Annotated in this window: 19 protein-coding genes; 11 read left to right on the top strand and 8 right to left on the bottom strand. The window is 75.2% G+C overall.

Features of this window, described 5'->3' with window-relative positions; all coding sequences use genetic code 11:
* Position 1 precedes the first annotated feature (1 nt).
* Genes OHB09_RS17375 through OHB09_RS17365 form a run of 3 tightly spaced genes read right to left on the bottom strand, consistent with a single transcriptional unit; the run spans position 2 to position 4,381 of the window.
* Positions 2-718: a response regulator transcription factor gene (locus OHB09_RS17375; RefSeq protein WP_006141875.1), complete on the bottom strand. Its 717-nt coding sequence runs from the start codon at positions 716-718 to the stop codon at positions 2-4.
* The gene (locus OHB09_RS17370; RefSeq protein ID WP_328922219.1) at positions 715-2,127 is read right to left on the bottom strand and encodes a sensor histidine kinase; all 1,413 of its coding nucleotides are present in this window, start codon (positions 2,125-2,127) and stop codon (positions 715-717) included. Before OHB09_RS17370 ends, OHB09_RS17375 begins: the two co-directional genes overlap by 4 nt.
* 7 nt (positions 2,128-2,134) lie before the next feature.
* A complete protein-coding gene (locus tag OHB09_RS17365; RefSeq protein WP_328922218.1) occupies positions 2,135-4,381 on the bottom strand; it encodes an MMPL family transporter in 2,247 nt (748 codons plus the stop codon).
* A 230-nt stretch (positions 4,382-4,611) separates the two neighbouring features.
* On the opposite strand from OHB09_RS17365, the gene OHB09_RS17360 reads away from it, so the two are divergent.
* A complete protein-coding gene (locus tag OHB09_RS17360; RefSeq protein WP_328922217.1) occupies positions 4,612-5,139 on the top strand; it encodes a universal stress protein in 528 nt (175 codons plus the stop codon).
* A 76-nt stretch (positions 5,140-5,215) separates the two neighbouring features.
* Here OHB09_RS17360 and OHB09_RS17355 read toward each other — a convergent pair whose 3' ends face one another.
* Positions 5,216-6,556: a serine/threonine-protein kinase gene (locus OHB09_RS17355; protein ID WP_328922216.1), complete on the bottom strand. Its 1,341-nt coding sequence runs from the start codon at positions 6,554-6,556 to the stop codon at positions 5,216-5,218.
* Positions 6,557-7,125: 569 nt separating this feature from the next.
* Here OHB09_RS17355 and OHB09_RS17350 point away from each other — a divergent pair.
* The 6 genes from OHB09_RS17350 (at position 7,126) to OHB09_RS17325 (ending at position 10,823) form a co-directional block, all read left to right on the top strand.
* The gene (locus OHB09_RS17350) at positions 7,126-7,842 is read left to right on the top strand and encodes a DUF4328 domain-containing protein (protein ID WP_319119503.1); all 717 of its coding nucleotides are present in this window, start codon (positions 7,126-7,128) and stop codon (positions 7,840-7,842) included.
* A gap of 43 nt (positions 7,843-7,885) precedes the next feature.
* Positions 7,886-8,428 (top strand): GNAT family N-acetyltransferase, encoded by a 543-nt coding sequence (locus tag OHB09_RS17345; RefSeq protein ID WP_328922215.1) that lies wholly within the window; start codon positions 7,886-7,888, stop codon positions 8,426-8,428.
* A 138-nt stretch (positions 8,429-8,566) separates the two neighbouring features.
* A complete protein-coding gene (locus OHB09_RS17340) occupies positions 8,567-9,019 on the top strand; it encodes an LPXTG cell wall anchor domain-containing protein (RefSeq protein ID WP_006138521.1) in 453 nt (150 codons plus the stop codon).
* A complete protein-coding gene (locus tag OHB09_RS17335) occupies positions 9,016-9,666 on the top strand; it encodes a class F sortase (RefSeq protein WP_191854018.1) in 651 nt (216 codons plus the stop codon). The genes OHB09_RS17340 and OHB09_RS17335 overlap by 4 nt, the downstream gene beginning before the upstream one ends.
* 79 nt (positions 9,667-9,745) lie before the next feature.
* Positions 9,746-10,237: an RNA polymerase sigma factor gene (locus OHB09_RS17330; RefSeq protein ID WP_006138519.1), complete on the top strand. Its 492-nt coding sequence runs from the start codon at positions 9,746-9,748 to the stop codon at positions 10,235-10,237.
* The gene (locus tag OHB09_RS17325; RefSeq protein WP_407077332.1) at positions 10,221-10,823 is read left to right on the top strand and encodes a hypothetical protein; all 603 of its coding nucleotides are present in this window, start codon (positions 10,221-10,223) and stop codon (positions 10,821-10,823) included. Before OHB09_RS17330 ends, OHB09_RS17325 begins: the two co-directional genes overlap by 17 nt.
* Before the next feature lie 48 nt (positions 10,824-10,871).
* Here OHB09_RS17325 and OHB09_RS17320 read toward each other — a convergent pair whose 3' ends face one another.
* Together OHB09_RS17320 and OHB09_RS17315 are read right to left on the bottom strand one after the other, a co-directional pair.
* Entirely contained in the window at positions 10,872-12,011 is a 1,140-nt protein-coding gene (locus OHB09_RS17320) for a sugar ABC transporter substrate-binding protein (protein WP_213088526.1), read from the bottom strand.
* A gap of 94 nt (positions 12,012-12,105) precedes the next feature.
* Complete coding sequence (locus tag OHB09_RS17315) at positions 12,106-13,137, bottom strand: helix-turn-helix domain-containing protein (RefSeq protein WP_328922214.1); 1,032 nt, start codon at positions 13,135-13,137, stop codon at positions 12,106-12,108.
* Between the two features lie 177 nt (positions 13,138-13,314).
* On the opposite strand from OHB09_RS17315, the gene OHB09_RS17310 reads away from it, so the two are divergent.
* Entirely contained in the window at positions 13,315-14,913 is a 1,599-nt protein-coding gene (locus OHB09_RS17310; protein ID WP_407077363.1) for an alpha/beta hydrolase, read from the top strand.
* A gap of 56 nt (positions 14,914-14,969) precedes the next feature.
* Here OHB09_RS17310 and OHB09_RS17305 read toward each other — a convergent pair whose 3' ends face one another.
* A complete protein-coding gene (locus OHB09_RS17305) occupies positions 14,970-15,632 on the bottom strand; it encodes a TetR/AcrR family transcriptional regulator (protein ID WP_093591389.1) in 663 nt (220 codons plus the stop codon).
* Between the two features lie 155 nt (positions 15,633-15,787).
* Between OHB09_RS17305 and OHB09_RS17300 the strand changes: the two genes are divergently transcribed.
* Positions 15,788-16,825 (top strand): medium chain dehydrogenase/reductase family protein, encoded by a 1,038-nt coding sequence (locus tag OHB09_RS17300; protein WP_328922213.1) that lies wholly within the window; start codon positions 15,788-15,790, stop codon positions 16,823-16,825.
* 125 nt (positions 16,826-16,950) lie between these two features.
* On the opposite strand, the gene OHB09_RS17295 is transcribed toward OHB09_RS17300, so the two are convergent.
* Entirely contained in the window at positions 16,951-18,042 is a 1,092-nt protein-coding gene (locus OHB09_RS17295; RefSeq protein ID WP_191892432.1) for an IS630 family transposase, read from the bottom strand.
* A gap of 47 nt (positions 18,043-18,089) precedes the next feature.
* Here OHB09_RS17295 and sigJ point away from each other — a divergent pair, with 47 nt between their 5' ends.
* Positions 18,090-19,034 (top strand): RNA polymerase sigma factor SigJ, encoded by a 945-nt coding sequence (gene sigJ, locus OHB09_RS17290; protein WP_093591383.1) that lies wholly within the window; start codon positions 18,090-18,092, stop codon positions 19,032-19,034.
* A gap of 147 nt (positions 19,035-19,181) precedes the next feature.
* Positions 19,182-20,432 carry an NAD(P)/FAD-dependent oxidoreductase gene (locus OHB09_RS17285; protein WP_093591380.1) on the top strand — a complete coding sequence of 417 codons (1,251 nt, stop codon included), beginning with the start codon at positions 19,182-19,184 and terminating at the stop codon, positions 20,430-20,432.
* Positions 20,433-20,558 lie beyond the last annotated feature (126 nt).

Below are 20,558 nucleotides of genomic sequence, written 5' to 3'. Positions count from 1 at the left end.
CCTACTGGTCGGGGCCGGCCTGCACCAGCCCCGTCCGGTAGGCGATGACGACGAGCTGGGCCCGGTCGCGGGCCTCCAGTTTCGTCATGGCGCGCTGCACGTGCGCGCGGACGGTGAAGGGGCTGAGGAACATCCGCTCGGCGATCTCCTGGTTGGACAGGCCGGTCGCCACGAGGGACACCATCTCGCGTTCGCGCGGGGTGAGCACGGCGAGCCGCGCCGAGTCGTGGGGCGTGCTCTCGTCCGGTGTGGCCAGGAACCGGGCGACGAGGGAACGGGTCGCGGCGGGCGACAGCAGCGTCTCCCCGCCGGCGATCGTCCGTACCGCCTCCGCGAGTTCCTCGGCCCCGATGCCCTTGCCGACGAAGCCGCCGGCCCCGGCGCGCAGCGCCCGGGCCACGTTCTCGTCGGTCTCGTAGGTGGTGAGGATCAGGACGCGGCAGTCGCGCAGGTCCGGGTCGGCGCAGATCCGCTCGGTGGCGGCGAGGCCGTCCACCTCGGGCATGCGGATGTCCATCACGACGACGTCCGGGCGCAGTTCCCGGGCCAGCCGCACCGCCTCGCGCCCGTCGCCCGCCTCCCCGACGACGGTGATGTCCTCGGCGGTGTCGAGCAGCATGCGGAAGGCCCCGCGCAGCAGGGCCTGGTCGTCGGCGAGCAGTACGCGCAGCGGCCCGGTGCGTGCGGCCGCCCCGCCGTCCGTCGGCGTCTCGGTCATCGGTGTCCTTCGTCTCGAACTTCCGTGGGCCAGCGGTCCTCGGGGGCCTGCGGGGCCTGCGGGGCCTGCGGGGCCTGCGGGGCCTGCGGGGCTTGCGGGGCTTGCCAAGGGGGGCCGCCGTCCCCGTGCGGGGGCGTGCCGTGGGTGCCGTCCCTGTGCGGCGGCAGCGGCAGTTCGGCCCGCACCAGGAAGCCGCCCTCCGGGCGCCGACCCGCGTCGAGCCGTCCGCCGACCGCGGCGGCGCGTTCCCGCATCCCGATCAGACCGTAGCCGGGCGGGCGTTCGGGCACCACGGGCAGGCGCCGCCCCCCGGGGCCGCCCCTCGGGCCGTCGTCGGCGACGGTGAGGACCAGGCGGCCGGGGTGCCAGTCGAGGCCCACCCGGGCGGCGCCGGAACCGGCGTGCTTGGTCACGTTGGTGAGGGCCTCCTGGACGATGCGGTAGACCGTAAGGTCCAGTCCCGGCGCCAGCGGCCTCGCCGGACCCTCCTGCCGGGCCGTCACCTCCAGGCCCGCGCGGCGGAAGGACTCCAGAAGTGTCGGCAGCCGGGCCAGTCCGGGGGCCGGCTCGTCGGGACCGCCCGCGTCCGCGGTCCGCTCCCGGTCGTCGGCCTGCCGCAACAGGCCGACCGTGGCGCGCAGTTCGTCAAGGGCGTGCCCGGTGGTCTCGACGAGTTCCCGCAGGCTCTTGCGGGTCTGCTCCGGGCGGGTGTCGAGCACGTGGACGGCGACCTGGGCCTGCGCGTTGGCCAGGGTGATCTGATGGGCCACGAGGTCGTGCAGTTCCCGCGCGATGCGCAGGCGCTCCTCGTCCACCCTGCGGCGCGCCTCGCTCTCCCGGGTCTCCTCGGCCCGGCGGGCCCGCTCCTCCGCGGCCGCCAGATAGGCCCTCCGGTGGCGCACCGACTGCCCGAGCAGGCCGGCCACCAGGGGGGAGACGGCCGCCACGGCCATCCTGCTGGCGTCCGCCCAGGAGAACCCGTCGGACAGGGGGATCGAGGAGACCAGCAGCACCACGGCGGCGAGCGACACCACGGTCGCCGCGCGCCGTTCGCCGCGCGCGGTGACCGTGCTCGTGTAGGTGTAGGCGGCGATCAGGGCGGGAGCCATGATCAGGGGGGTCATCAGCAGGGTCAGCGGCTGCACCAGGGGCGCGACCGCCGTGGTGACGGCCAGGACCGCCAGGGGCCCGCGGTGCCGCAACGGCAGCGGGGCGCAGGACACCAGGGCGACGGCGTAGGCGCCCAGGGGCGGCGGCAGGGAGGCGGTGTCGTCGGTCCGGATGCCCCCGGCGAGCAGGCAGAGCACGAAGGCGGTCGCGGTGACCGCCGCCTCCCGCCGCCACGCGCCGCGGGAGCGCGGGCCGCCGCGGCTCGCGCCGGCCCCGCTCCCGCCACTCGTTCGTGCCACGGCCGGATCAGCTCCGGCCGACGGGGAACGGCCCCTGGACGACCGCGCCCGGTACGGTCGCGGCGGGCGCCGGGTCCGCCCCGCCCAGTGCCTCGCCCTCGATGTCCACGTTCGGCAGCATGCGGTTCAGCGTACGGGGCAGCCACCAGGCGCGGTGGCCCAGAAGGGCCAGGACCGCGGGCACGATCGCCATGCGGACCACGAAGGCGTCGAAGGCGACGGCGGAGGCCAGGCCGATGCCCATCGTCTGGATGGTCGGGCTGCTCATGCCGACGAATCCGGCGAAGACGCTGATCATGATGACGGCCGCCGCGGCCACGACGCGTCCGCTGTGCCGGAACCCGTGGACGATCGCCTCCTCGGGGCTCGCGCCGCGGACGTGGGCCTCCCGCATGCGGGTGAGGAGGAAGACCTCGTAGTCCATGGCGAGGCCGAACACGATGCCGATGATGAGGATCGGCATCAGCGACATGACGGGCCCGGTCTGCTCGATGCCCAGCAGGCCGGCCGCCCAGCCCCACTGGAAGACGGCGACCAGGACGCCGAAGGCGGCACCCACCGACAGCAGGAAGCCGAGCGCGGCCTTGACCGGGACCAGGACCGAGCGGAAGACCAGGAGCAGCAGGAGCACCGCCAGGCCGATGACCACGGTCAGGTAGGGGATCAGGGCGTCGGCCATCGCCTCGGAGATGTCGATGTTCAGCGCGGTCTTGCCGGTGACGAACACGTCGGCGCCGTTGTCGGCCCCGATGTCGGAGGCCTTGTCCCGCAGCGCGTGCACCAGGTCCTTGGTCTCGGAGCTGTTGGGCGCGGTCTCGGGGACGGCGGTGACCAGGGCGGTGTCCTTGCCGCCGTCGAGGACCGGGTCGCCGACCGAGGCGACCCCGTCCACTGCCTTGACGGCCTCGACGACCGCGTCCGTGGCGGCGGCGGGGTCCTCGGCCCGCGAGGTGTCGACGACGACGGTGAGGGGGCCGTTGAAGCCGGGGCCGAAGCCCTCGGACAGCAGGTCGTAGGCGCGGCGCTCGGTGGTCGCCGTGGACTTCGACTCGTCGCCGGGCAGGCCGAGTTCGAGGCTCAGCACCGGCGCGGCGACCGCGCCGAGCCCGAGGACGGCGGTGAGCAGCACGGCCGCCGGGCGGCGCAGGACGAACCGCGCCCAGCGGGTGGCGAGCCCGGGCCGGCCGGCCCCGGTGTGCGCCGGGTGCGGGCGCCCGCCCGGCCGGTCGGCCCGCCGCAGCGCGCGGGGGAGCACCCGGCGTCCGAACAGGCCGAACAGCGCGGGGGTCAGGGTCAGTGCCACGAGCACCGCGAGCGTCACCGCGCCCGCGCCGCCCAGGCCCATCCTGGTGAGTTCGGGGATGCCGACGACGCCGAGCCCGGCGAGGGCGATGACGACGGTCGCGCCGGCGAAGACGACGGCGGAGCCGGCCGTGCCGACCGCGCGTCCCGCGGCCTCCTCGGGGGCGTGGCCCCGGGCGCGTTCGTCACGGAAGCGGGAGGTGATGAAGAGGGCGTAGTCGATGCCGACGGCCAGCCCCAGCATCAGTGCCAGGATCGCGACGGTGGAGGACAGGCCCAGCGGCACGGACAACGCGGTGACCAGGCCGAAGGCGATGACCACGCCCAGCAGGGCGGTCAGCAGCGACAGCCCGGCCGCGACCAGTGAGCCGAGGGCGAGGACCAGCACCACCGCGGCCACCGCCACGCCGACGAGTTCCGTCGTGCCGCCCGGCTCCTCCTCGGAGTCCAGGGCCGAGCCGCCGGTCTCCACGGTCAGTCCGGCGTCCCGGGCCCCGCCCGCGGCGTCCTCGAGGGCGGTCTTCGTCGCCTCGGTCAGCTTCACGGCGTCCACGGTGTAGGTGACCGTGGAGTACGCGATCGTGCCGTCCCCGCTGACGGCGCCGGTGGTGAAGGGGTCGGTGGCCGAGGAGAACTGCTTGTTCCCGTCCAGGGAGCCGAGCGCCTCCTCGACGGCCGCGCGGTTCTCCTTCGCGGTGATCCGCTGCCCGTCCGGGGCCCGGAAGACCAGGCGGGCCTCGGCGCCCTGGGCGTTGCTGTCGGGGAACCGCTCGTCGAGGAGGTCGAACGCCTGCTGGGACTCCGTGCCCGGCATGGCGAGGTCCTCGTCCTCACCGGCCGGGGCCGTGGCGGCGGCGCCTACCGCCAGCACCAGGCCTGCCAGCCAGACGACGGCCACGAGCCGCCGCCGGCGGAAGGCCCACCGTCCGATCCGATACAGAAACTTGGCCATCTGCCGTTCACTCCAGACACCGTCGACGAGGGCAGGGGCGCGGGAATCCCGCACCCCTTCACACTCGCCGTCGGCGCCCCTGCCGGGCATCGTCCGCCGACCCCGACCCCGCCTGGTGCGAGGGGACCAGACGGCGGCACGTCCTGGTGCCCACGCACCAAGGGGGGCCGCCCGGCGGGCGGCGGTGGCAGGGTGGAGGGGTCTCATCGCCGTGGAAGGGACTGAGGGCCTTGACCGTGCTCGCCTGGCTCGTCGAAGGCAGTTGGCCCGCCTGCGTGGATGCCGCGCGGCGGCACGCGGGGGACGCCGACGAGGTCGTCCTGCTGCACGTCAGCGGGGGTGAGGAGCCCGGGGTCGCGCACGGGGCCTTCGCCGGGCTGCTCGGCCGGGGCGGGCACGATCCGGGGGCGCGGGTCGCGGAACTGGGGGCCGACTCGGCCGGACGGCTGCTGGACGCCGCCGCCGGGCGGCTCGGCCGGTCCTGCGTCCGCCGGGAGCGGCGGGGGCGGCCCGAGCGCGAGGTGGTGCGGGCGGCCGAGGAGGCCGACCTGCTGATCCTCGCCCGTGACGGCGACCGCGCACGGCTGGGTCCGCACAGCCTGGGGCCCTCCGCGCGCTTCGTCGTGGACCACGCCCCGTGCGCGGTCCTGCTGGTCTGGCCCACGCCCGCCCCGGGCCTGGAGACGCTGCCGCCACCACCCCCGCACCCGCACCGCCCTCCACCGCCCCCGCATCCCCCGCACCCGCCGGGGCACTGAGGCTCCCCGGGCGACCGGGGCGGCGGGGCCGACGGGGCCGGGTCGCGCCCCGCCGCCCACCGTGGGCCGTGGGCCGTCAGCCGTCGCCGGGGGTCTGCGGTGCCGAGGCCGGCGGGGTGTCGGTGCCGCCGTCGGTGCCCGGGGAGTCCTCGTCGTCCCCGAACCACGCCATGCCCAGCAGCATCGCGCCCACGAAGAGCGCCACCCCGGCCAGCAGGGCCACGATCCGGGTCCGCCGCCCGGCCAGGGCCGCCGCCGCCCCGGAGGGCTGCTGACGGCGCCGGCCCCGGTGCGCCGAGGAGGCGGGGCCCGCGGCGGCCGTCGGGAGCTTGTACGTCGTCGGCGGCCCCGTCTCGGCGGAGCCGCCCGGGCCGGAGGGCGTGCCCGGGTAGGAGGGTGCGGAGCCGGGGCCCGCGCCGTGCCGGGGGCCGGCCCCGGGGGCCGCGCCCACCGCCGGGGCGCCCCGCCCCGCAGCCCGCGTCCCCGTTCCCCGCTGCTGCCGCGGCGCGGCGGCCGGCTCGGGCCTGCCCGGCCCGGGACCCGGCGCCGCCCGCCGGCCCGTCCCCTGCGGCCCCGAGGGCGCCGCCGCGGGCAGGGGCTCCGGGCGGCCCTGCCACGCGCCGCCGCCGAAGTACTCCGCGACCTGCCGTGCCGTGGGCCGGTCCTCGGGCCGCTTGGCGAGCAGTCCGAGCAGGTAGTTCTCGAAGGCGGGCGGCAGGTCGACGCCGAGTTCGCGGGGCGGGACGGGCGGGGTGTCGAGGTGGTGGTGCAGCACGGCCACGGGGCTCTCGCCCTTGAACGGGGTGCCCCCGGTGAGGAGTTGGTAGAGCACGCAGCCCAGGGAGTAGACGTCGCTGGGCGGCCCCGCGTTCTGGCCGAGCGCCCGCTCGGGGGCCAGGTAGAGGCTGGTGCCGACGATGTGCCCGGTCCGGGTGAGGGCGGCGCCCGGGTCGTCCATGAAGCGGGCGATGCCGAAGTCGGCGATCTTCGTGGTGCCGTCGGCGTCCACGAGCAGGTTGCCCGGCTTGATGTCCCGGTGCACGATCCCCTGGTCGTGCGCGACCGCGAGCCCGGCGGCGGTGTGGGCCGCGATGCGCGCGACCCGGTCGGCGGGCAGCGGTCCGTTCTCGCTGAGGATCCGGGCCAGGCTGTCGCCCGCGACCAGTTCCATGACGAGGAACAGATTGCCCTCGTACTCACCGAAGTCCAGCACGCCGACGACGTTCCCGTGGTGCAGCCGGCCGGCGGTCTGGGCCTCCAGCCGGAACCTGGAGGTGGCGGTCGGGTCGGCGTCCTGGCCGAGCATGAGCTTGACCGCCACGTCCCTGCCGAGCGTCTCGTCGGACGCCCGCCAGACCTCGCCCATCGCGCCGCGCCCGAGGGCGGTGTGCAACCGGTACCGGCCCGCTATCAGCACCTGTGTTCCAACCTCATCCCGTGAGACGCCGTGCCGGCGCACGGGTGCCCGCGGGGGCCGCGCCCGAGGGTCGGGGGCGCACCCGCGGACCGACCGTCCGTCGGACGACTCGATCGCCGCCGGCCATGACGCCGCGGGGCCGCGGGACGATGGTGGGGGTGCCGGAGCGGTCCTTACCTTACTGGCCCCGGAGCCCTCTCCGATCATGATCCCGGGAGCTGCGGACGGGATCACACGGCGCAGGGCCTTTCGTTCGGATCAGGTCGGCCGGGAGGGACGCGGTGCGTCCTCGGCCGACCCGAGCGGGGTCCGGTGCGTGCGGCTGCACAGCGGAGGAGGGCGCCGGGGCGGAGCCCTGGCAACCGACGACAACGCCGCTGGGGGCACCCCCACGCCCGTTCGGGGCAGTGGGGGAGTGCGTGCCGGACCCCGCGACGCCGGGATGATCCGAACGAGGGGCCCTGACTCCCCGCCACGGCGGCCGGTCGCCCGCGCCCCTCCCAACTCACCCGCACGAGCACCGCGTTGTCCCCACCCGATCCGCACCCCCGGGATGCGAGGATGACCGCGTGACCGATGAGAGCACGCGCACCCCAGCCCTGCGCCCGACCCGGGGCGCGGCCCTCTGCGCGGTCGCCGCGCTCGCCCTGGCCGGCGCCGCCTGGACGGCCCGTGCCGTCTGGCAGATCCGGCTCGCCGCCACGGGCATGCCCGACTCCGGCCCGCCCGACCAGGGCGGCGGCAGCCACCGCCCGCTGACCTCGCTGGAGGACGGCTACCACCTGGTCACCACGGTGGGCGACGGGGCGACCGTGCTGTGCGCGCTCGCGTTCCTGAGCTGGCTGTGGGCGGTGCGGGACAACGCGCACGCCCTCTCGGGCGAACCGCCGCGCCACTCCTGGGTGTGGGTCTACCTCGGCTGGGTGCTGCCGGTGGCGAACCTGTGGATCCCGCGCGGGATCGTCGCCGACGTCCACCGCCGGAGCGCGCCCGGCGAGCGGCTGCCGCGCTCGGTCAACTGGTGGTGGGGGCTGTGGCTGTTCGGCACCCTGACCGGCACCGGCCTGATGTACACCGTGAGCACCGACAAGGTCGTCGAGCGGGCCTACGACAACCTCGCCCCCCTGCTCGCCGCCGACGCGGCCGTGGTGGGTGCCGCCGTGGCCGGCGTCCTGATGGTGCGCGCCCTCACGGCGGCGCAGCGCGGGAGGGGCGGTCACGACGGGGGCACCGGCCGGGTGGGCCCGCCCGCGGGACCCGTCGGCCCGCAGGCCGCCCGCCGGTGACAATCCGCTTGTGCCGCCCGCCGGACCGCGATACCCATGCCCGGTGATACGAGGCACACGAACCGGGCTGCGGGCCCGGACCGAGGCGGACGTTCCCGTGCTGCACCGGGAGTTGTACGAGGACGTGGCACACCGCGTCCTCGCCGACGACGAGCCCTGGCGGCCTATCTCCGCCGAGTCGGGGCACTCCCCGTTCGCGGTGGGCGAGCCCACGCCGGAGGCGGCGCCGTTCTCGGTGGTGGAGCTGGAATCGGGTGAACTCGCCGGTGCCGGGGCGCTCTGGGGCATCGACACGCACAACAGGTCGGCCCACCTGGGCCTGTCCCTGCGGCCCGCCTTCCGCGGCCGGGGCCTCGGCGTCGACCTCGTACGCACGCTGTGCGCGTACGGCTTCGAGGCGCGCGGGCTGCGGCGGCTGCAGGTGGAGACGCTCGCGCACAACGCCCCGATGCTCGCGGCCGCCCAGCGGGCCGGGTTCACCGTCGAGGGCACGCTGCGCAAAGCGGCCTGGGTGTACGGGGGCTTCGCGGACGAGGTCGTGCTGGGTCTGCTCGTGGAGGAGTGGACCGCCGCCGGGAGGCCGTGAACGTCCCGCCGTAAACATCCGCCCGGAGGACTTTGCCCGCTCTTTACAACCCGGGTTCCGGGTGCGTCGTCTCTTCGCTCGATTCGTCACACACCCCGTCCGGTTCTGCCGGGCGGGACGACAGAAGAGAGCGACACGATGCGCCGAACTGTTCTCAGTGCCCTGGCACTCGCCTGTACCGCCGTCCTGGCCGGCACCGTGCAGCCCGCGTTCGCCGACTCCACCCCGAAGCCCCGCACCGCCGCCACCGTCGCCCCCAAGGACGACAAGCAGCAGGACGCCACGCCCGCCCCGGCCGAGAAGCGGCGTGAGGAGGCCGCCCGCACCGGCCAGGTCGCCGAGGTCCCGCGCGGCGCCGCCGACACCGGTGTGACGGACGACGCCACGCCCGTCCCGGCCCAGAAGCAGCGTGAGGAGGCCGCCCGCACCGGCCAGGTCGCCGACGTGCCGCGCGGCGCCGCCGACACCGGTGTGACGGGCGGCTCCTCGTCCTCCGACCAGAGCGCGCTGATCGGCGGCGCCGCCGCCCTCGTCGCCGCGGGCGGCGCCGGCTTCCTCGTCGTGCGGCGCCGCCGGGCGACCGGGGCATGACCACCGCGCTCTCCCGGCGCGCCCTCGCCACCGCGCTCCTGGCGGCAACGCTGCTCACGGGCTGCGGCGGCGGGGGGCAGGGGGTACGGAACGAGGGCTCGGCCGGCACTGCGCAGGGGGCCGAAGCGGGCGGCGAGAGCTCCGCCGGCCGCGAGGCCCCTTCCTCCGATCCGACCAACGCCGCACGCCCACTGGGGCGTTCCGTCCCCGTACGGCTGGGAATCCCGAGCATCGGCGTCGACACCCCTGTCATGCGGCTGGGGCTGCGGACGGACGGCACCGTCGAGGTGCCGCCCGTCACGGCGCACGATCAGGCCGGCTGGTACGACAAGTCGCCCACGCCCGGCCGGACCGGGCCGTCCGTCCTGCTCGGCCACGTCACGGTCGGCGACTACGGCGACGGCGTCTTCCGCCACCTGTCCGAACTGCACCGGGGGGACCACGTCACCACGCGGCTGAAGAACGGCACGACGGCCGCGTTCACGGTGACCCGGGTCCGCACCGTCGACAAGGCGGACTTCCCCACGCAGGAGGTCTACGGCGACACCGACCGGCCGGAGTTGCGGCTCATCACGTGCGGCGGTCCGCGCTCCGGCGAGGGCTACCGCGACAACGTGATCGTCTTCGCGGCCCTCGACGGGAGCTGAGCCGACGGGTGCCCGGCGACGCAACGCGCGCCGGGCACCCGGCATCTTCCCCCACGTGCCCCCACGACCCAGGAGAGCGTTGAAACGGTCCCGTGAGAGGGCGGCGTCCGAACTGTTCGCCGCCCTCTATCCGCGCCTGGCCGGCTGGTGCCGCCGTCTCGTCGACGACGACGGGACGGCGCACGAGATCGCCTCCGAGGCGTTCACCCGGCTCTGGGCCCGCTGGACGTCCGTGGACGAGCCGCGCGGCTTCCTCTACGTCACCGCGGCCAACCTCGTCCGCGACCACTGGCGCAAACTGGAGCGCGAGCGCCGCGCGGTGCGCCGGGTCACCACCGAGGCCGCGCTGCGCCCGCACACCGAGCAGGACGACCCCTCGGTCCGACTGCTCGTGCAGGCGCTGCCGGAACGGCTGCGCGTGCCCATACTGCTGCACTACTACGCTGACATGCCGATCCGGGAGGTGTCCGCGCTGACCGGGCGCAAGGAAGGAACCGTCAAGGCCGACCTCCACGCGGCCCGCGAACTGCTCCGCGTCCATCTGAGGAGAAGCCTTGACCACACGCTTTGACGACGACCCGGACGGCTTCCGCCGGGCGCGCGGCGCGGGTGGGCCGAACGGGCACGGCGGGCCGGACGACACGGACGGGTCCGAGGACCCGATCGCGGTGATCCTGCGGCCCCTGTCCGCCCACGCCGACCTGCTCGGGCCGCCGCCCGGCCGCTACGAGGCGATCCGCCGCAGGGCCGCCCGCCGCCGGCTGCGGCGCGCGGCCATCGGTGCCGCGCTGACCTGTGCCGCCGCCGGCCTCGCCGTGCTGCCGCTGCACCTCGGCGGAAGCGAACGCCCCACCTCCCCCACGGTCCCGCTGGCCCCGCCGCCCGTGGGCGGCACACGTGCGCCCGACGGGCCCGGCCCCAGCGAGGCCCCCTCCGGCGGGCCGGAGGGGCGCCGCACGTCAGCGACCGACCCCGCGGCGCGCCCCGAACGGCCCGGGGACTCCTCGGAGCGGGAGGCCACGGACCCGGCGGGCGAGCCCTCGCAGTCCGTCTCGAAGCGGGAAGCGCAGGCGCGGCGTTCCGAGGAGGCCCGGCGCTCGCGCACGGGCGACGTGGAGCCGAGCACGGCGGTCCGCGGGGGGCCCACCCCCGGCTGACGGCGGGCCCCGGCCCGGCTACGGCCCGGGAACGACCCGGGCCGCCCCTCAGGACGTCAGCCCGAGCGCGTCGCACTTCGCCTTGTACTTCGGCGTGCAGATCTGGTCGAGGGTGTAGACGCCGTCCTGGATCACCGTCTCCTTGATGTTGTCCTTGGTGAGGGCGACCACCGGGACCAGCATCGCCGGGATGCCCTTGCGCGTCGGGCTGTTCACCGAGTCGCGGGTCAGGGCGTCGAACTCGATCGAGCGGCCCTGCACCTTGGTCACCGCCATCTCCGCGGCGCTCTCGGCCTCCCGCCGGAACGGCTTGTAGACGGTCATGTACTGCTCGCCCGCGATGATCCGCTGCACCGCCGCGAGGTCGGCGTCCTGCCCGGTGACCGGGGGGATGTGCTCGACGCCGGCCTCCTTCATCGTCTCGATGACGGCCCCCGCCATGCCGTCGTTGGCGGAGTAGACGGCATCGATGTTGTTGAGCCCGACGGCCGCGATCGCCTTCTTCATGTTCTGCTGGGCGATCTCGGGCCGCCAGTCACGGGTGTCGTACGAGGCGGCCATGATGATGTTGCCCTTGAGCTCCGCGCGGACGCCCTTCTTGAGGTCGGCGGTGTTCGGGTCGGTGGGCGAGCCGTTGATCAGGACGACCTTGCTGGAGGACGTCTTCCCGACGAGCGCCTTCAGCAGGGCCTGCCCCTGCACCTGGCCGACGAGTTCGTTGTCGTGCGAGATGTAGGCGTCGATCGGTCCCTGGGCGAGCCGGTCGTAGGCGATCACGGGTATCCCCGCGTCCTTCGCCTCCTGGACCTGGCTCGCTATCGCCTTGGAGTCGATCGCGTCGACGAGGATCGCGTCCACCTTCTTGGAGAGCAGTTCGGCGAACTGCTCCCGCTGCTTGCCCGCGCTCGCCTCGGCGTTGCGGGCGACGACCTTGCCCTTGCCGTGGGTGAGGTCGGCGATCCTCTTGGTGATGAGGGGCTGGTCGAACTGGTCCCAGCGGGCGGTCTTGTGATCGGGCAGCAGGAGGCCGACGGTGATGTCGTCGCCCTTCTTCGGTGTCGACGCACCGCTGTCGTCGCTGCTGTCGAGGACGCCACAGCCGGTGACCAGCAGGGCGGAAGCGGTGACGGTGCCGGTCAGAACGCTGACGCGACGGCGGGCGGTGGAACCGTGGGGGGTACGGATCATCACTCGGGGGCCTTCCGGGCAGAACGGAGATCGCCCCACTGTGGCGTCGGTGGACTCGTCCCGACCAAAGCTCCTCCCACTTTCCACGAGATCTTCATGAACGGAAGGGCATATTCCCCTGGTTGACCGTCCGGTCGGCCCTCGCGGAGGCCGCCGGCGTCCCCGCCGTCTGCGCCCGCAGTGCCGCCAGGAGCCAGTCGTGGGCGGTGCCGGGGGTGGGCGCGGGGGTGCCGCCGGGCGGGGTGCGGAGCTCGGCGACCAGGTCCCAGTAGCGGTCCAGGCGGGGATCGCCCGCGAGTTCACCGGCCAGGCTCCGGCGGAAGCCCGGGGTGTCCCGGACGCCATAGGCACTCGCGTACGCCGCCACGAAGCCGTCCAGTGCCTCGCCCGGGCCCGGTTCCCGCCGCGCGCCGAGCCGGACCCCCGCCAGTTCGTACGCCTCGGCCAGCCCCTCGTAGAGCACGGCCGCCCGCGCGCCCCCGGCCCGCCGGTGCGCCGCCGGCTGCGGCGAGGGCCCGGTGCCGGCGCAGGGGCGGGACGTCAGTGCGTGCAGGCGGGCGAAGGCCAGCACCTGGGCCGGCTCCGGGTCGGCGGGCGGCTGCGGGACCGCGAGGTCCAGGAAGGCCGCCACCGAGCGGGCCGGCATCCGCACCGGCAGCCAGCCGCGCCAGAACCGGGCGAGGGTGTCCGTGCTCGGCGGTGTCGACACCGCGCCCAGCAGACGCAGGCGTTCGGCGCGCTCCCCCGGCGGGCACTCCCGCACCAGCCGCAGCGCCGCCTCCCGCCAGCGCAGCGCCTCGATCCGGGAGCCCAGTTCGCGCAACTGCCCGGCGAGGACGTCCTCCAGGAGCCCCTCCTCCGGCATGTCGCCGGCCGGTACGCCCTCGGACGGGCCGGCGGGCGGCAGGAGGCGCCGCACCTGGGGGACGCCGAGGCCGAGGCCGCGCAGCGCGCGGATCAGGGACAGCCGCCCGAGGGCCTCGGGGCCGTAGCGGCGGTGGCCGCCGGAACTGCGGGAGGTCTCGGGCAGCAGACCGCGTTCGGAGTAGAAGCGGACGGTCTTGACGGTGACGCCCGCGCGCTCCGCGAGCTCACCGATGCTCCACAGTCCCTCGTCGTGCGCCACGGCGGTGGCCCTCCCTGCGGTCCCCCGGCACTGCCGGGCACGGGTTGAACCTCCCCCTGGGGGAGTTCCTACGGTACCCGCGAGCGCGGCCGGGCGGACGGTTCCGGCCGTCGCCGAGGGCGTACGACGGAGAGTGGGGAGAGAGCCGTGGAACCCGTGTTCATCCTGGTGCCGGGCATGTTCACCGACGCGCACGTGTGGGAGGGGACCGCCCGCCGGCTGACCGCAGCGGGCGCACAGGTGCGGGCGGTGACGCTCGCGGGGCCCGGCCGGCCGCGGGCCGGCGACGGCCCGGAGCCGGATGCGGGGGCGCATGCGGAGGCGGAGGCGGATCTGGAGACGCACATCGAGGAGGTGTGCGCGGCGATCGACGCGGTGACCGGGGCGCCGGGCGGCACGGGCGGCCGGGGAATCGTGCTCGTCGGGCACGACTACGGCGTTCATCCGGTGCTGGGCGCGGCCGACCGGCGGGCGGAGCGGGTCGCCCGGATCGTGTGCGTGGACGCGGGGCTGCCGCAGGACGGTGTCCCGCCGCTGGCGGCGGTGCCGGACCAGTCGGTGCGGGCCCTGCCGGCCGAGGAGGCGGCGTCCGGCACCACCGCGGGCGTGCTGCCGCCCCCCGGGCGGGAGGAGTGGACGCAGTGGGGCAGCACGGCGGGGGTGTCCGAGGAGGCCCTGGACCGGCTCACCGCGCGGGCGGCGCCCCAGCCCCTGGGCACCCTGCTGCGGCCGCTGCGGCTGAGCGGCGCGGCGGCCGCCGTGCCGACCACCGGGGTGCTGTGCACGGCGAACGGCGTGGGCATCGACATGGTCCAGCGGCTCGTGGACCTCGGCGACCCCGCGCTGCGGGCGCTGACAGGACCCGGCGTGACCTTCTTCGAACTGCCCACCGGGCACTGGCCGATGCTGTCCTGCCCGGAGGACCTGGCGGGGGTCCTGCTGCGGGCGGCCGCCGGGGAGGGCCACCGCCTCACGCCGCCCGGCGCGTCGGGCACCCCCGCGCATCTGCACCCGTTCCCGCTGCCCGTTCCCGAACTCCCGCGGGAGCGGCGGGGGAACGTGGACTTCTACTTCCCGCGGCCGGGAGGAACGAAGGGGATCGAGGGGGCCGAGGGTGCCGAGGGGGCCGAGGGGGTGGACGGTCCCCGGCCGGCGGTCGTGTTCGTGCACGGTGGGCCGGTGCCCGCCGGGGCCGAGCCCTCCCCGCGCGACTGGCCGGTCCTCGCGGGCCACGCCCGGTACGCCGCCGGGCAGGGTGCCGTCGGCGTGACCGTGGAGCACCGGCTGCACGACGTGGCCGACTACCCGCGTGCCGCCGGGGACGTCGCGGCGGCCGTGGATCTCGTACGGGCCGACCCGCGGGTCGACGGGGACCGGATCGCGCTGTGGTTCTTCTCGGGCGGCGGCCCCCTCCTCGCCGACTGGCTCGCGAAGCCCCCCGCGTGGCTGCGCTGCCTGGCCGCCGCGTACCCGGTCCTCGCCCCGCTGCCCAACTGGGGGATGTCCGCCGACAGCCGCTTCCACCCGGTGCGCGCGCTCGCGGACGCCGGGCAGGCGCCGCCGCCGCTGGTCCTGCTCCGGGTGGGCCTGGAGTCGCCGGAGATCGCGGCGACCGTCAGCGGGTTCCTGGCCGCGGCCGGGGAGCGGGAGGCGGAGGTACGGGTGGTGGACGTGCCGCACGGCCACCACGGCGGCGGCCCCGGCGACCCGGAGGAGGAGTGGCGCGGGGCGGTGCGGGAGGCGGTGCGGGCGGTGCTCGACCGGCTGGACGCCTGACGGGGCGGGCCGGGGGCGGCCGGGGGGGTGGGCCGGGGGTGCGGGCGGCCCCCGGCTCAGCCGTCGCCGGTCAGGGCGTCGAGTTCGGCCTCGTAGAGCAGAGCGGGGTCGAAGCCCATGCCGGCGAAGTGCCCGGCGAGTTCGAGGGAGAGGGCGCCGTGCAGCCGGGTCCAGAGGGTCAGCGCGCGGTGCAGGACGGCGGGCGGGGCGGGGTGGCCGCCCGTCCACTCCCGGTGCTCCTCGAGATGGGCGGCGAAGGGACCCCCGGGAGAGCCGGCCGGGGGCAGCGCGGCGCAGGCGTCGAGCATGAGCGTCATGACCTCCCGCGCGAGGACGGTGGTGTCCTCCGGCGCCTCGTACCCGGGGACGGGGGTGCCGAAGGTGAGGAAGTAGCGCTGCGGGTCCGCCAGCGCCCATGCGCGCAGCGCGTGCGCCAGCGCCCGGGCGTCGGGGGCCGGGGCGGAGGCCGCGCGGAAGTCCTCGGCGAGGCTGCGGTAGGCGTCCCGGACCAGATCGGTGAGGAGTTCGTCGCGGCCGGCGTAGTACCGGTAGAGCGCGGGCCCGCTCATGCCCATGCGCTTGGCGATCGCGTTGAGGGACAGGCCCGGGGCGCCCGCGGTGGCGATCTGCCGCCGGGCGTGGTCCTTGATCTCGGCGCGGACCTGCGCGCGGTAGCGCTCGCGGGGCGTCGCCCCGGTCTCCGCCGTCTCCTGCCGCATGTGTCCGCCGCCTTTCCGGTGCCGCACCCGTCGCTCGCCGTTCGTTAGAAGCTATCACGGTCGTTATTGACACTCCCTCGAGAGAGAGTTACAACTTATAACCAAGAAGAGATGCACTCACTAATCCGAGTGCCCCACACAGACCGGAGATCGTCATGCACTCCACGGAGACCGAAGAACTCGTCGAGGTCGTCCTCCCGGGCACGGTGGAACCGGAGGGGCTGCGGATCCGGCGCGGGACCGTCCCCACCGCGGGCCCGGGCCAGGTGGTGGTCCGCGTGGAGGCGACCGGGGTCTCCTTCGCCGAGCAGCAGATGCGCCGCGGCCGCTACTTCGACCAGCCGCCCTTCCCCTTCGTCCCCGGCTACGACCTCGTCGGCACCGTGCGCGCGGCCGGCCCGGGTGCCCCCGAGGGCCTGGTCGGCACCCGGGTGGCCGCGCTGGTCAAGGTCGGCGGCTGGGCCAGCCACGTCGTCCTCGACGCGGCGGACGCCGTCCCGGTGCCCGACGGGATCGACGCGGACGCGGCGGAGACCATGGTCGTCAACGGCGTCACCGCCTGGCAGATGCTGCACCGCACGGCCCGTGTCCGGGCCGGTCAGACGGTGCTCGTGCTCGGCGCCAACGGCGGCGTCGGCTCGGTCCTGGTCCAGCTCGCCCGGGCGGCCGGCGCCGAGGTGATCGGCACCGCCTCCGCCCGTCACCACGAGGCCCTGCGCGCCCGGGGCGTCACCCCCGTCGACCACCGCACCGAGGACGTCGCCGCCCGTGTGCGCGCCCTCGCCCCCGGCGGAGTGGACGCCGTCTTCGACCACGTCGGCGGCCCCGGCATCGTCGACTCCTGGCGCCTGCTCGCCCCCGGCGGCACCCTCGTCGCGTACGGGACCGCCTCCACGCGGGACGACAAGGGCTCCAAGCAGTGGCCGGTGATCAAGCTGCTGGCCCGGGTGTGGCTGTGGAACGCGCTGCCCAACGGCCGCCGCGCCCGCTTCTACAACGTCTGGGCCGGCCACCGGCGCGTCGACGCCTTCCGCGCCCGGTTGCGCGCCGACCTCACCGAGGTCTTCGAGGCGCTGCGCGCCGGGGACATCACCGCCCGGGTGGCCGCCCGCCTGCCCCTGACCGAGGCCGCCGAGGCGATGCGCCTCGCGGAATCGGGGACGGTGGCCGGGAAGGTCGTCCTGCGCCCCTGAACGCGGGGCGGCGCCCCGGACCGCTCTGCCCCAGGGCCTCTCGTTCGGATCATTCCGGCGTCGCGGGGTCGGGTCGGCCGAAGAGGCACCGCGCCTCCCAGCCGGCCCGATCCGAACGAAAGACCCTAGTGACCTGAGTCGGAGATTCGTCGGCAGTATGCGGCGACTTTGTCGAGGATCTCGTCGGCGGTCTTCGTCCAGACGAACGGTCTTGGGTGCTCGTTCCAGTCGGCGAGCCAGCCTCGGATGTCGCGTTCAAGGGCCTGAACCGAGCGGTGGACGCCGCGCTTGAGCTTCTTCTGCGTGAGTTCGGCGAACCACCGCTCGACCAGGTTCAGCCAGGACGCGCTGGTCGGCGTGAAGTGCAGGTGGAACCGCGGATGGGTCAGCAGCCACCGCTTGATGTCGGGTGTCTTGTGGGTCGCGTAGTTGTCGAGAATCAAGTGGACCTGGAGACCGGCAGGGACTTCCTTGTCGAGCTTGGTCAGGAATTTCTTGAACTCCGATGCCCGGTGGCGGCGGTGCAGGGAGCCGATGACCTTGCCGGTGGCGACCTCAAGTGCGGCGAAGAGGGTGGTGGTGCCCGCGCGGACGTAGTCGTGGCTGCGGCGTTCGGGAACGCCTGGCACCATCGGCAGAACCGGCTGGGACCGGTCCAGGGCCTGGATCTGCGACTTCTCGTCCACGCAGAGCACCAGGGCCTTCTCCGGCGGGTCGAGGTAGAGGCCGACGACGTCGCGGACCTTGTCGATGAACAACGGATCAGTGGAGAGCTTGAACGTCTGCGACCGGTGCGGCGCGAGAGCGAAAGCCCGCCAGATCCGCGAGATGGTCGACTGCGACATGCCCGTAGCCGCGGCCATCGATCTCGTCGACCAGTGAGTCGCGTTCTTCGGCGTCTCCTCGAGTGTCTTGACGATGACCCGTTCGACGTCCGCGTCCGTGATCTTCCTCGGGACGCCGGGCCTCGGGTCGTCGCACAAGCCGTCCAGGCCCCGTTCGAGGAAACGCCGCCGCCAGGTGCGGACCGTGTCCGGAGTGATCCGCAGCCGGCGCGACACCTCCATGATCGAGTGCCCCTCGGCGCACTCCAGCACGATCCGCGACCGCTGAGCCAGAGCCTGGGCCGTCGAACGACGACGCAGCCAGCCCTCCAGCACAGCCCGCTGGGCATCAGTGACGGACAACGGTGGAATCTTCGGACCCGGACGACTCATACTCAACCAACGACGAATCTCCGACTCAGGTCACTAGGATCCTGTCCATGGCGCTGACGCAGGGGGACGTGGAGCGGTTCGAGGCGTGCCGGCCCCGGCTGGGGGCGCTCGCCTACCGGTTGCTCGGATCGGCCGGCGAGGCCGAGGACGCCGTGCAGGAGACCTTCCTGCGGTGGCAGGCCGCCGACGTCGGACGGATCGACGTCCCCGAGGCGTGGCTGACCAAGGTGCTGACCAACCTGTGCCTCAACCAGCTCACCTCCGCGCGCGCCCGGCGCGAGACCTACGTGGGCCAGTGGCTGCCCGAGCCGCTGCTCGACGGGGACCCCATGCTCGGGCCCGCCGACACCGCCGAGCAGCGGGAGTCGGTCTCGTACGCGGTGCTCGTGCTGTTGGAACGGCTGGCCCCGAAGGAGCGCGCGGTCTACGTGCTCCGGGAGGCCTTCGGATATCCCTACCGGGAGATCGCCGCGATCCTCGGCATCACCGAGGCGGCGGGGCAGCAGCTCTTCCACCGGGCGAAGAAGCACGTCGCGGAGGGCCGCTCGCGCGGCGAGGTCGACCGGGCGGCCGCCCGGCGGGTCGTCGAGGAGTTCCTCGCGGCCGCCACCAGCGGCCGCACCGAGCCGCTGGTCCGGCTGCTCACGGACGACGCCGTCGCGGTCGGCGACGGCGGCGGGAAGGTCCCGGCCCGCACCAAGGCCTTCGAGGGCGCGGTCGCCGTCGCCCGGTTCATGCGGGGCCTGTTCTCGCCCGGCAAGGGCAAGCGCGCCCTGGTCGGCGGCTCGCCCGGGATCCACGCGACCACCGCCAACGGCGGCCCCGCGATCGTCGCGGAGGTCGACGGCCGGGTCGTGGGCGTGCTGTGCCTGGAGATCACCCCGGACGGCATCGCCGCGTTCCGCTCCCAGGCCAATCCCGACAAGCTCGACCGGGCGACCCGGCAGTGGGCGGCCGGCGCACACGGGGAACCCCTGTTCCGCCCGTTCTGAGCGGGCCGCGACCCGGTCCGGCCGCACTGTGAGGTGCTTCACAGCGCGGTCCTGTCAGGAAACGGCGGGCCGTCCGGTTCAAGGGGCGGAACCAACCTCCTCCCGGACGGGAAACGCCCGGATCGACGCGCGAGACAGGAGCAGGACATGCAGCACCGCATCGTCGTCCTCGGAGCCGGCTACTCCGGAGCCATCGCCGCCGGACGCCTCGCCAGGCGGCTGCGCCGCGAGGACGTCTCCCTCACCCTCGTCAACGCCGAACCCGACTTCGTGGAACGCGTCCGGCTGCACCAGCTCGCGACCGGGCAGGAGCTCGAGCCCCGGCCCCTCGCCGAGATGTTCGCGGGCACGGGCGTCACGGTGCGGCTCGGCAGGGTCACCGCCGTCGACGTCGACCGCAGGACCGTCACCGTCACCACGGCCGGCACCGGCGGCGCGGAAGGCACCGAGGGCGCCGTGACCACCGAGGAACTCCCGTACGACTCCCTCGTCCACGCCCTCGGCAGCGGCTGGACCGACCACGGCGTCCCCGGCGCCGCCGCGCACGCCGAGGAACTCGCGAGCCGCGCCGGGGCGCTGCGGCTGCGCGACCGCCTGGCCGCCCTGGAGTCCGGGCGGCCGGTGCTCGTGGTCGGCGGCGGCCTCACCGGCGTGGAGGCAGCGACCGAGATCGCCGAGGCCCGTCCGGACCTCGACGTCGCCCTCGTCGCCCGGGGCGGACTCGGCGACTGGCTCTCCCCCAAGGGCGTCCGGCACCTGCGGAAGGTCTTCGGCCGGCTCGGCATCACCGTGCACGAGCACACCACCGTCACCGAGGTCGCCGCCGAGCACGTCACCGTCGGCACGGACGGGGCCGCCGGGAGCACCCGGATCCCGGCCGCGGTCACCGTCTGGACCACCGGCTTCGCCGCGCACCCGCTCGCCCGCGCCACCACCCTCGAGGTCACCGAGGAGGGGCGCATCCTGGTCGACGGGACCATGCGCTCGGTCTCCCACCCGGACGTGTACGCCGTCGGCGACGCCGCCCTCGCCCTCGGCGCCGGGGACAAGCCGCTGCGCATGTCCTGCGCCTCGGGCGTCCCCATGGCCTGGCAGGCCGCCGACGCCCTCGCCGCCCGCCTGACCGGCGGCAAGATCCCGCGGGCCTCGCTGCGCTACTTCAACCAGTGCGTCTCGCTGGGCCGCCGGGACGGGCTCATCCAGTTCGTCACCGCCGACGACCGCGCCGTCGGCGCGGCGCTCACCGGGCGGTCGGCCGCCCGGTACAAGGAGCTGGTCTGCAAGGGCGCGGCCTGGGGCGTCGCCCACCCGACCCTCGGCGCCCCGTCCCGCCGCCGCGCGCTCGTGCGCGGACGGAGCAGCGAGGAGGGCCGCCGCACGGTGCGGGAGGCCGCCTGAGCGTCCGCCCCGGGAGCGGGGGCGGCCCTCGACGGCCGCCCCCCGACCGGTCCTTCTGCACCCTGGGTAAGAGGCGCGAATCCCCCTTCAGCCGGACCCGGGCGATCCGGCGGCCGCCCTAGCCTG

The sequence above is a fragment of the Streptomyces griseoaurantiacus genome (genome assembly GCF_036189845.1).
Classification (GTDB): Bacteria; Actinomycetota; Actinomycetes; order Streptomycetales; family Streptomycetaceae; genus Streptomyces; species Streptomyces griseoaurantiacus.
This window is presented reverse-complemented; position numbering and strand designations above follow the sequence as displayed.

Excerpts from the sequence above, each read along its gene's own strand:
- OHB09_RS17375 (WP_006141875.1), bottom strand. The coding sequence starts at position 718 with ATGACCGAGACGCCGACGGACGGCGGGGCGGCCGCACGCACCGGGCCG.
- OHB09_RS17365 (WP_328922218.1), bottom strand. The coding sequence starts at position 4,381 with ATGGCCAAGTTTCTGTATCGGATCGGACGGTGGGCCTTCCGCCGGCGG.
- OHB09_RS17340 (WP_006138521.1), top strand. The coding sequence starts at position 8,567 with ATGCGCCGAACTGTTCTCAGTGCCCTGGCACTCGCCTGTACCGCCGTC.
- OHB09_RS17335 (WP_191854018.1), top strand. The coding sequence starts at position 9,016 with ATGACCACCGCGCTCTCCCGGCGCGCCCTCGCCACCGCGCTCCTGGCG.
- OHB09_RS17320 (WP_213088526.1), bottom strand. The coding sequence starts at position 12,011 with ATGATCCGTACCCCCCACGGTTCCACCGCCCGCCGTCGCGTCAGCGTT.
- OHB09_RS17310 (WP_407077363.1), top strand. The coding sequence starts at position 13,315 with ATGTTCACCGACGCGCACGTGTGGGAGGGGACCGCCCGCCGGCTGACC.
- OHB09_RS17305 (WP_093591389.1), bottom strand. The coding sequence starts at position 15,632 with ATGCGGCAGGAGACGGCGGAGACCGGGGCGACGCCCCGCGAGCGCTAC.
- OHB09_RS17300 (WP_328922213.1), top strand. The coding sequence starts at position 15,788 with ATGCACTCCACGGAGACCGAAGAACTCGTCGAGGTCGTCCTCCCGGGC.
- OHB09_RS17295 (WP_191892432.1), bottom strand. The coding sequence starts at position 18,042 with ATGAGTCGTCCGGGTCCGAAGATTCCACCGTTGTCCGTCACTGATGCC.
- sigJ (WP_093591383.1), top strand. The coding sequence starts at position 18,090 with ATGGCGCTGACGCAGGGGGACGTGGAGCGGTTCGAGGCGTGCCGGCCC.
- OHB09_RS17285 (WP_093591380.1), top strand. The coding sequence starts at position 19,182 with ATGCAGCACCGCATCGTCGTCCTCGGAGCCGGCTACTCCGGAGCCATC.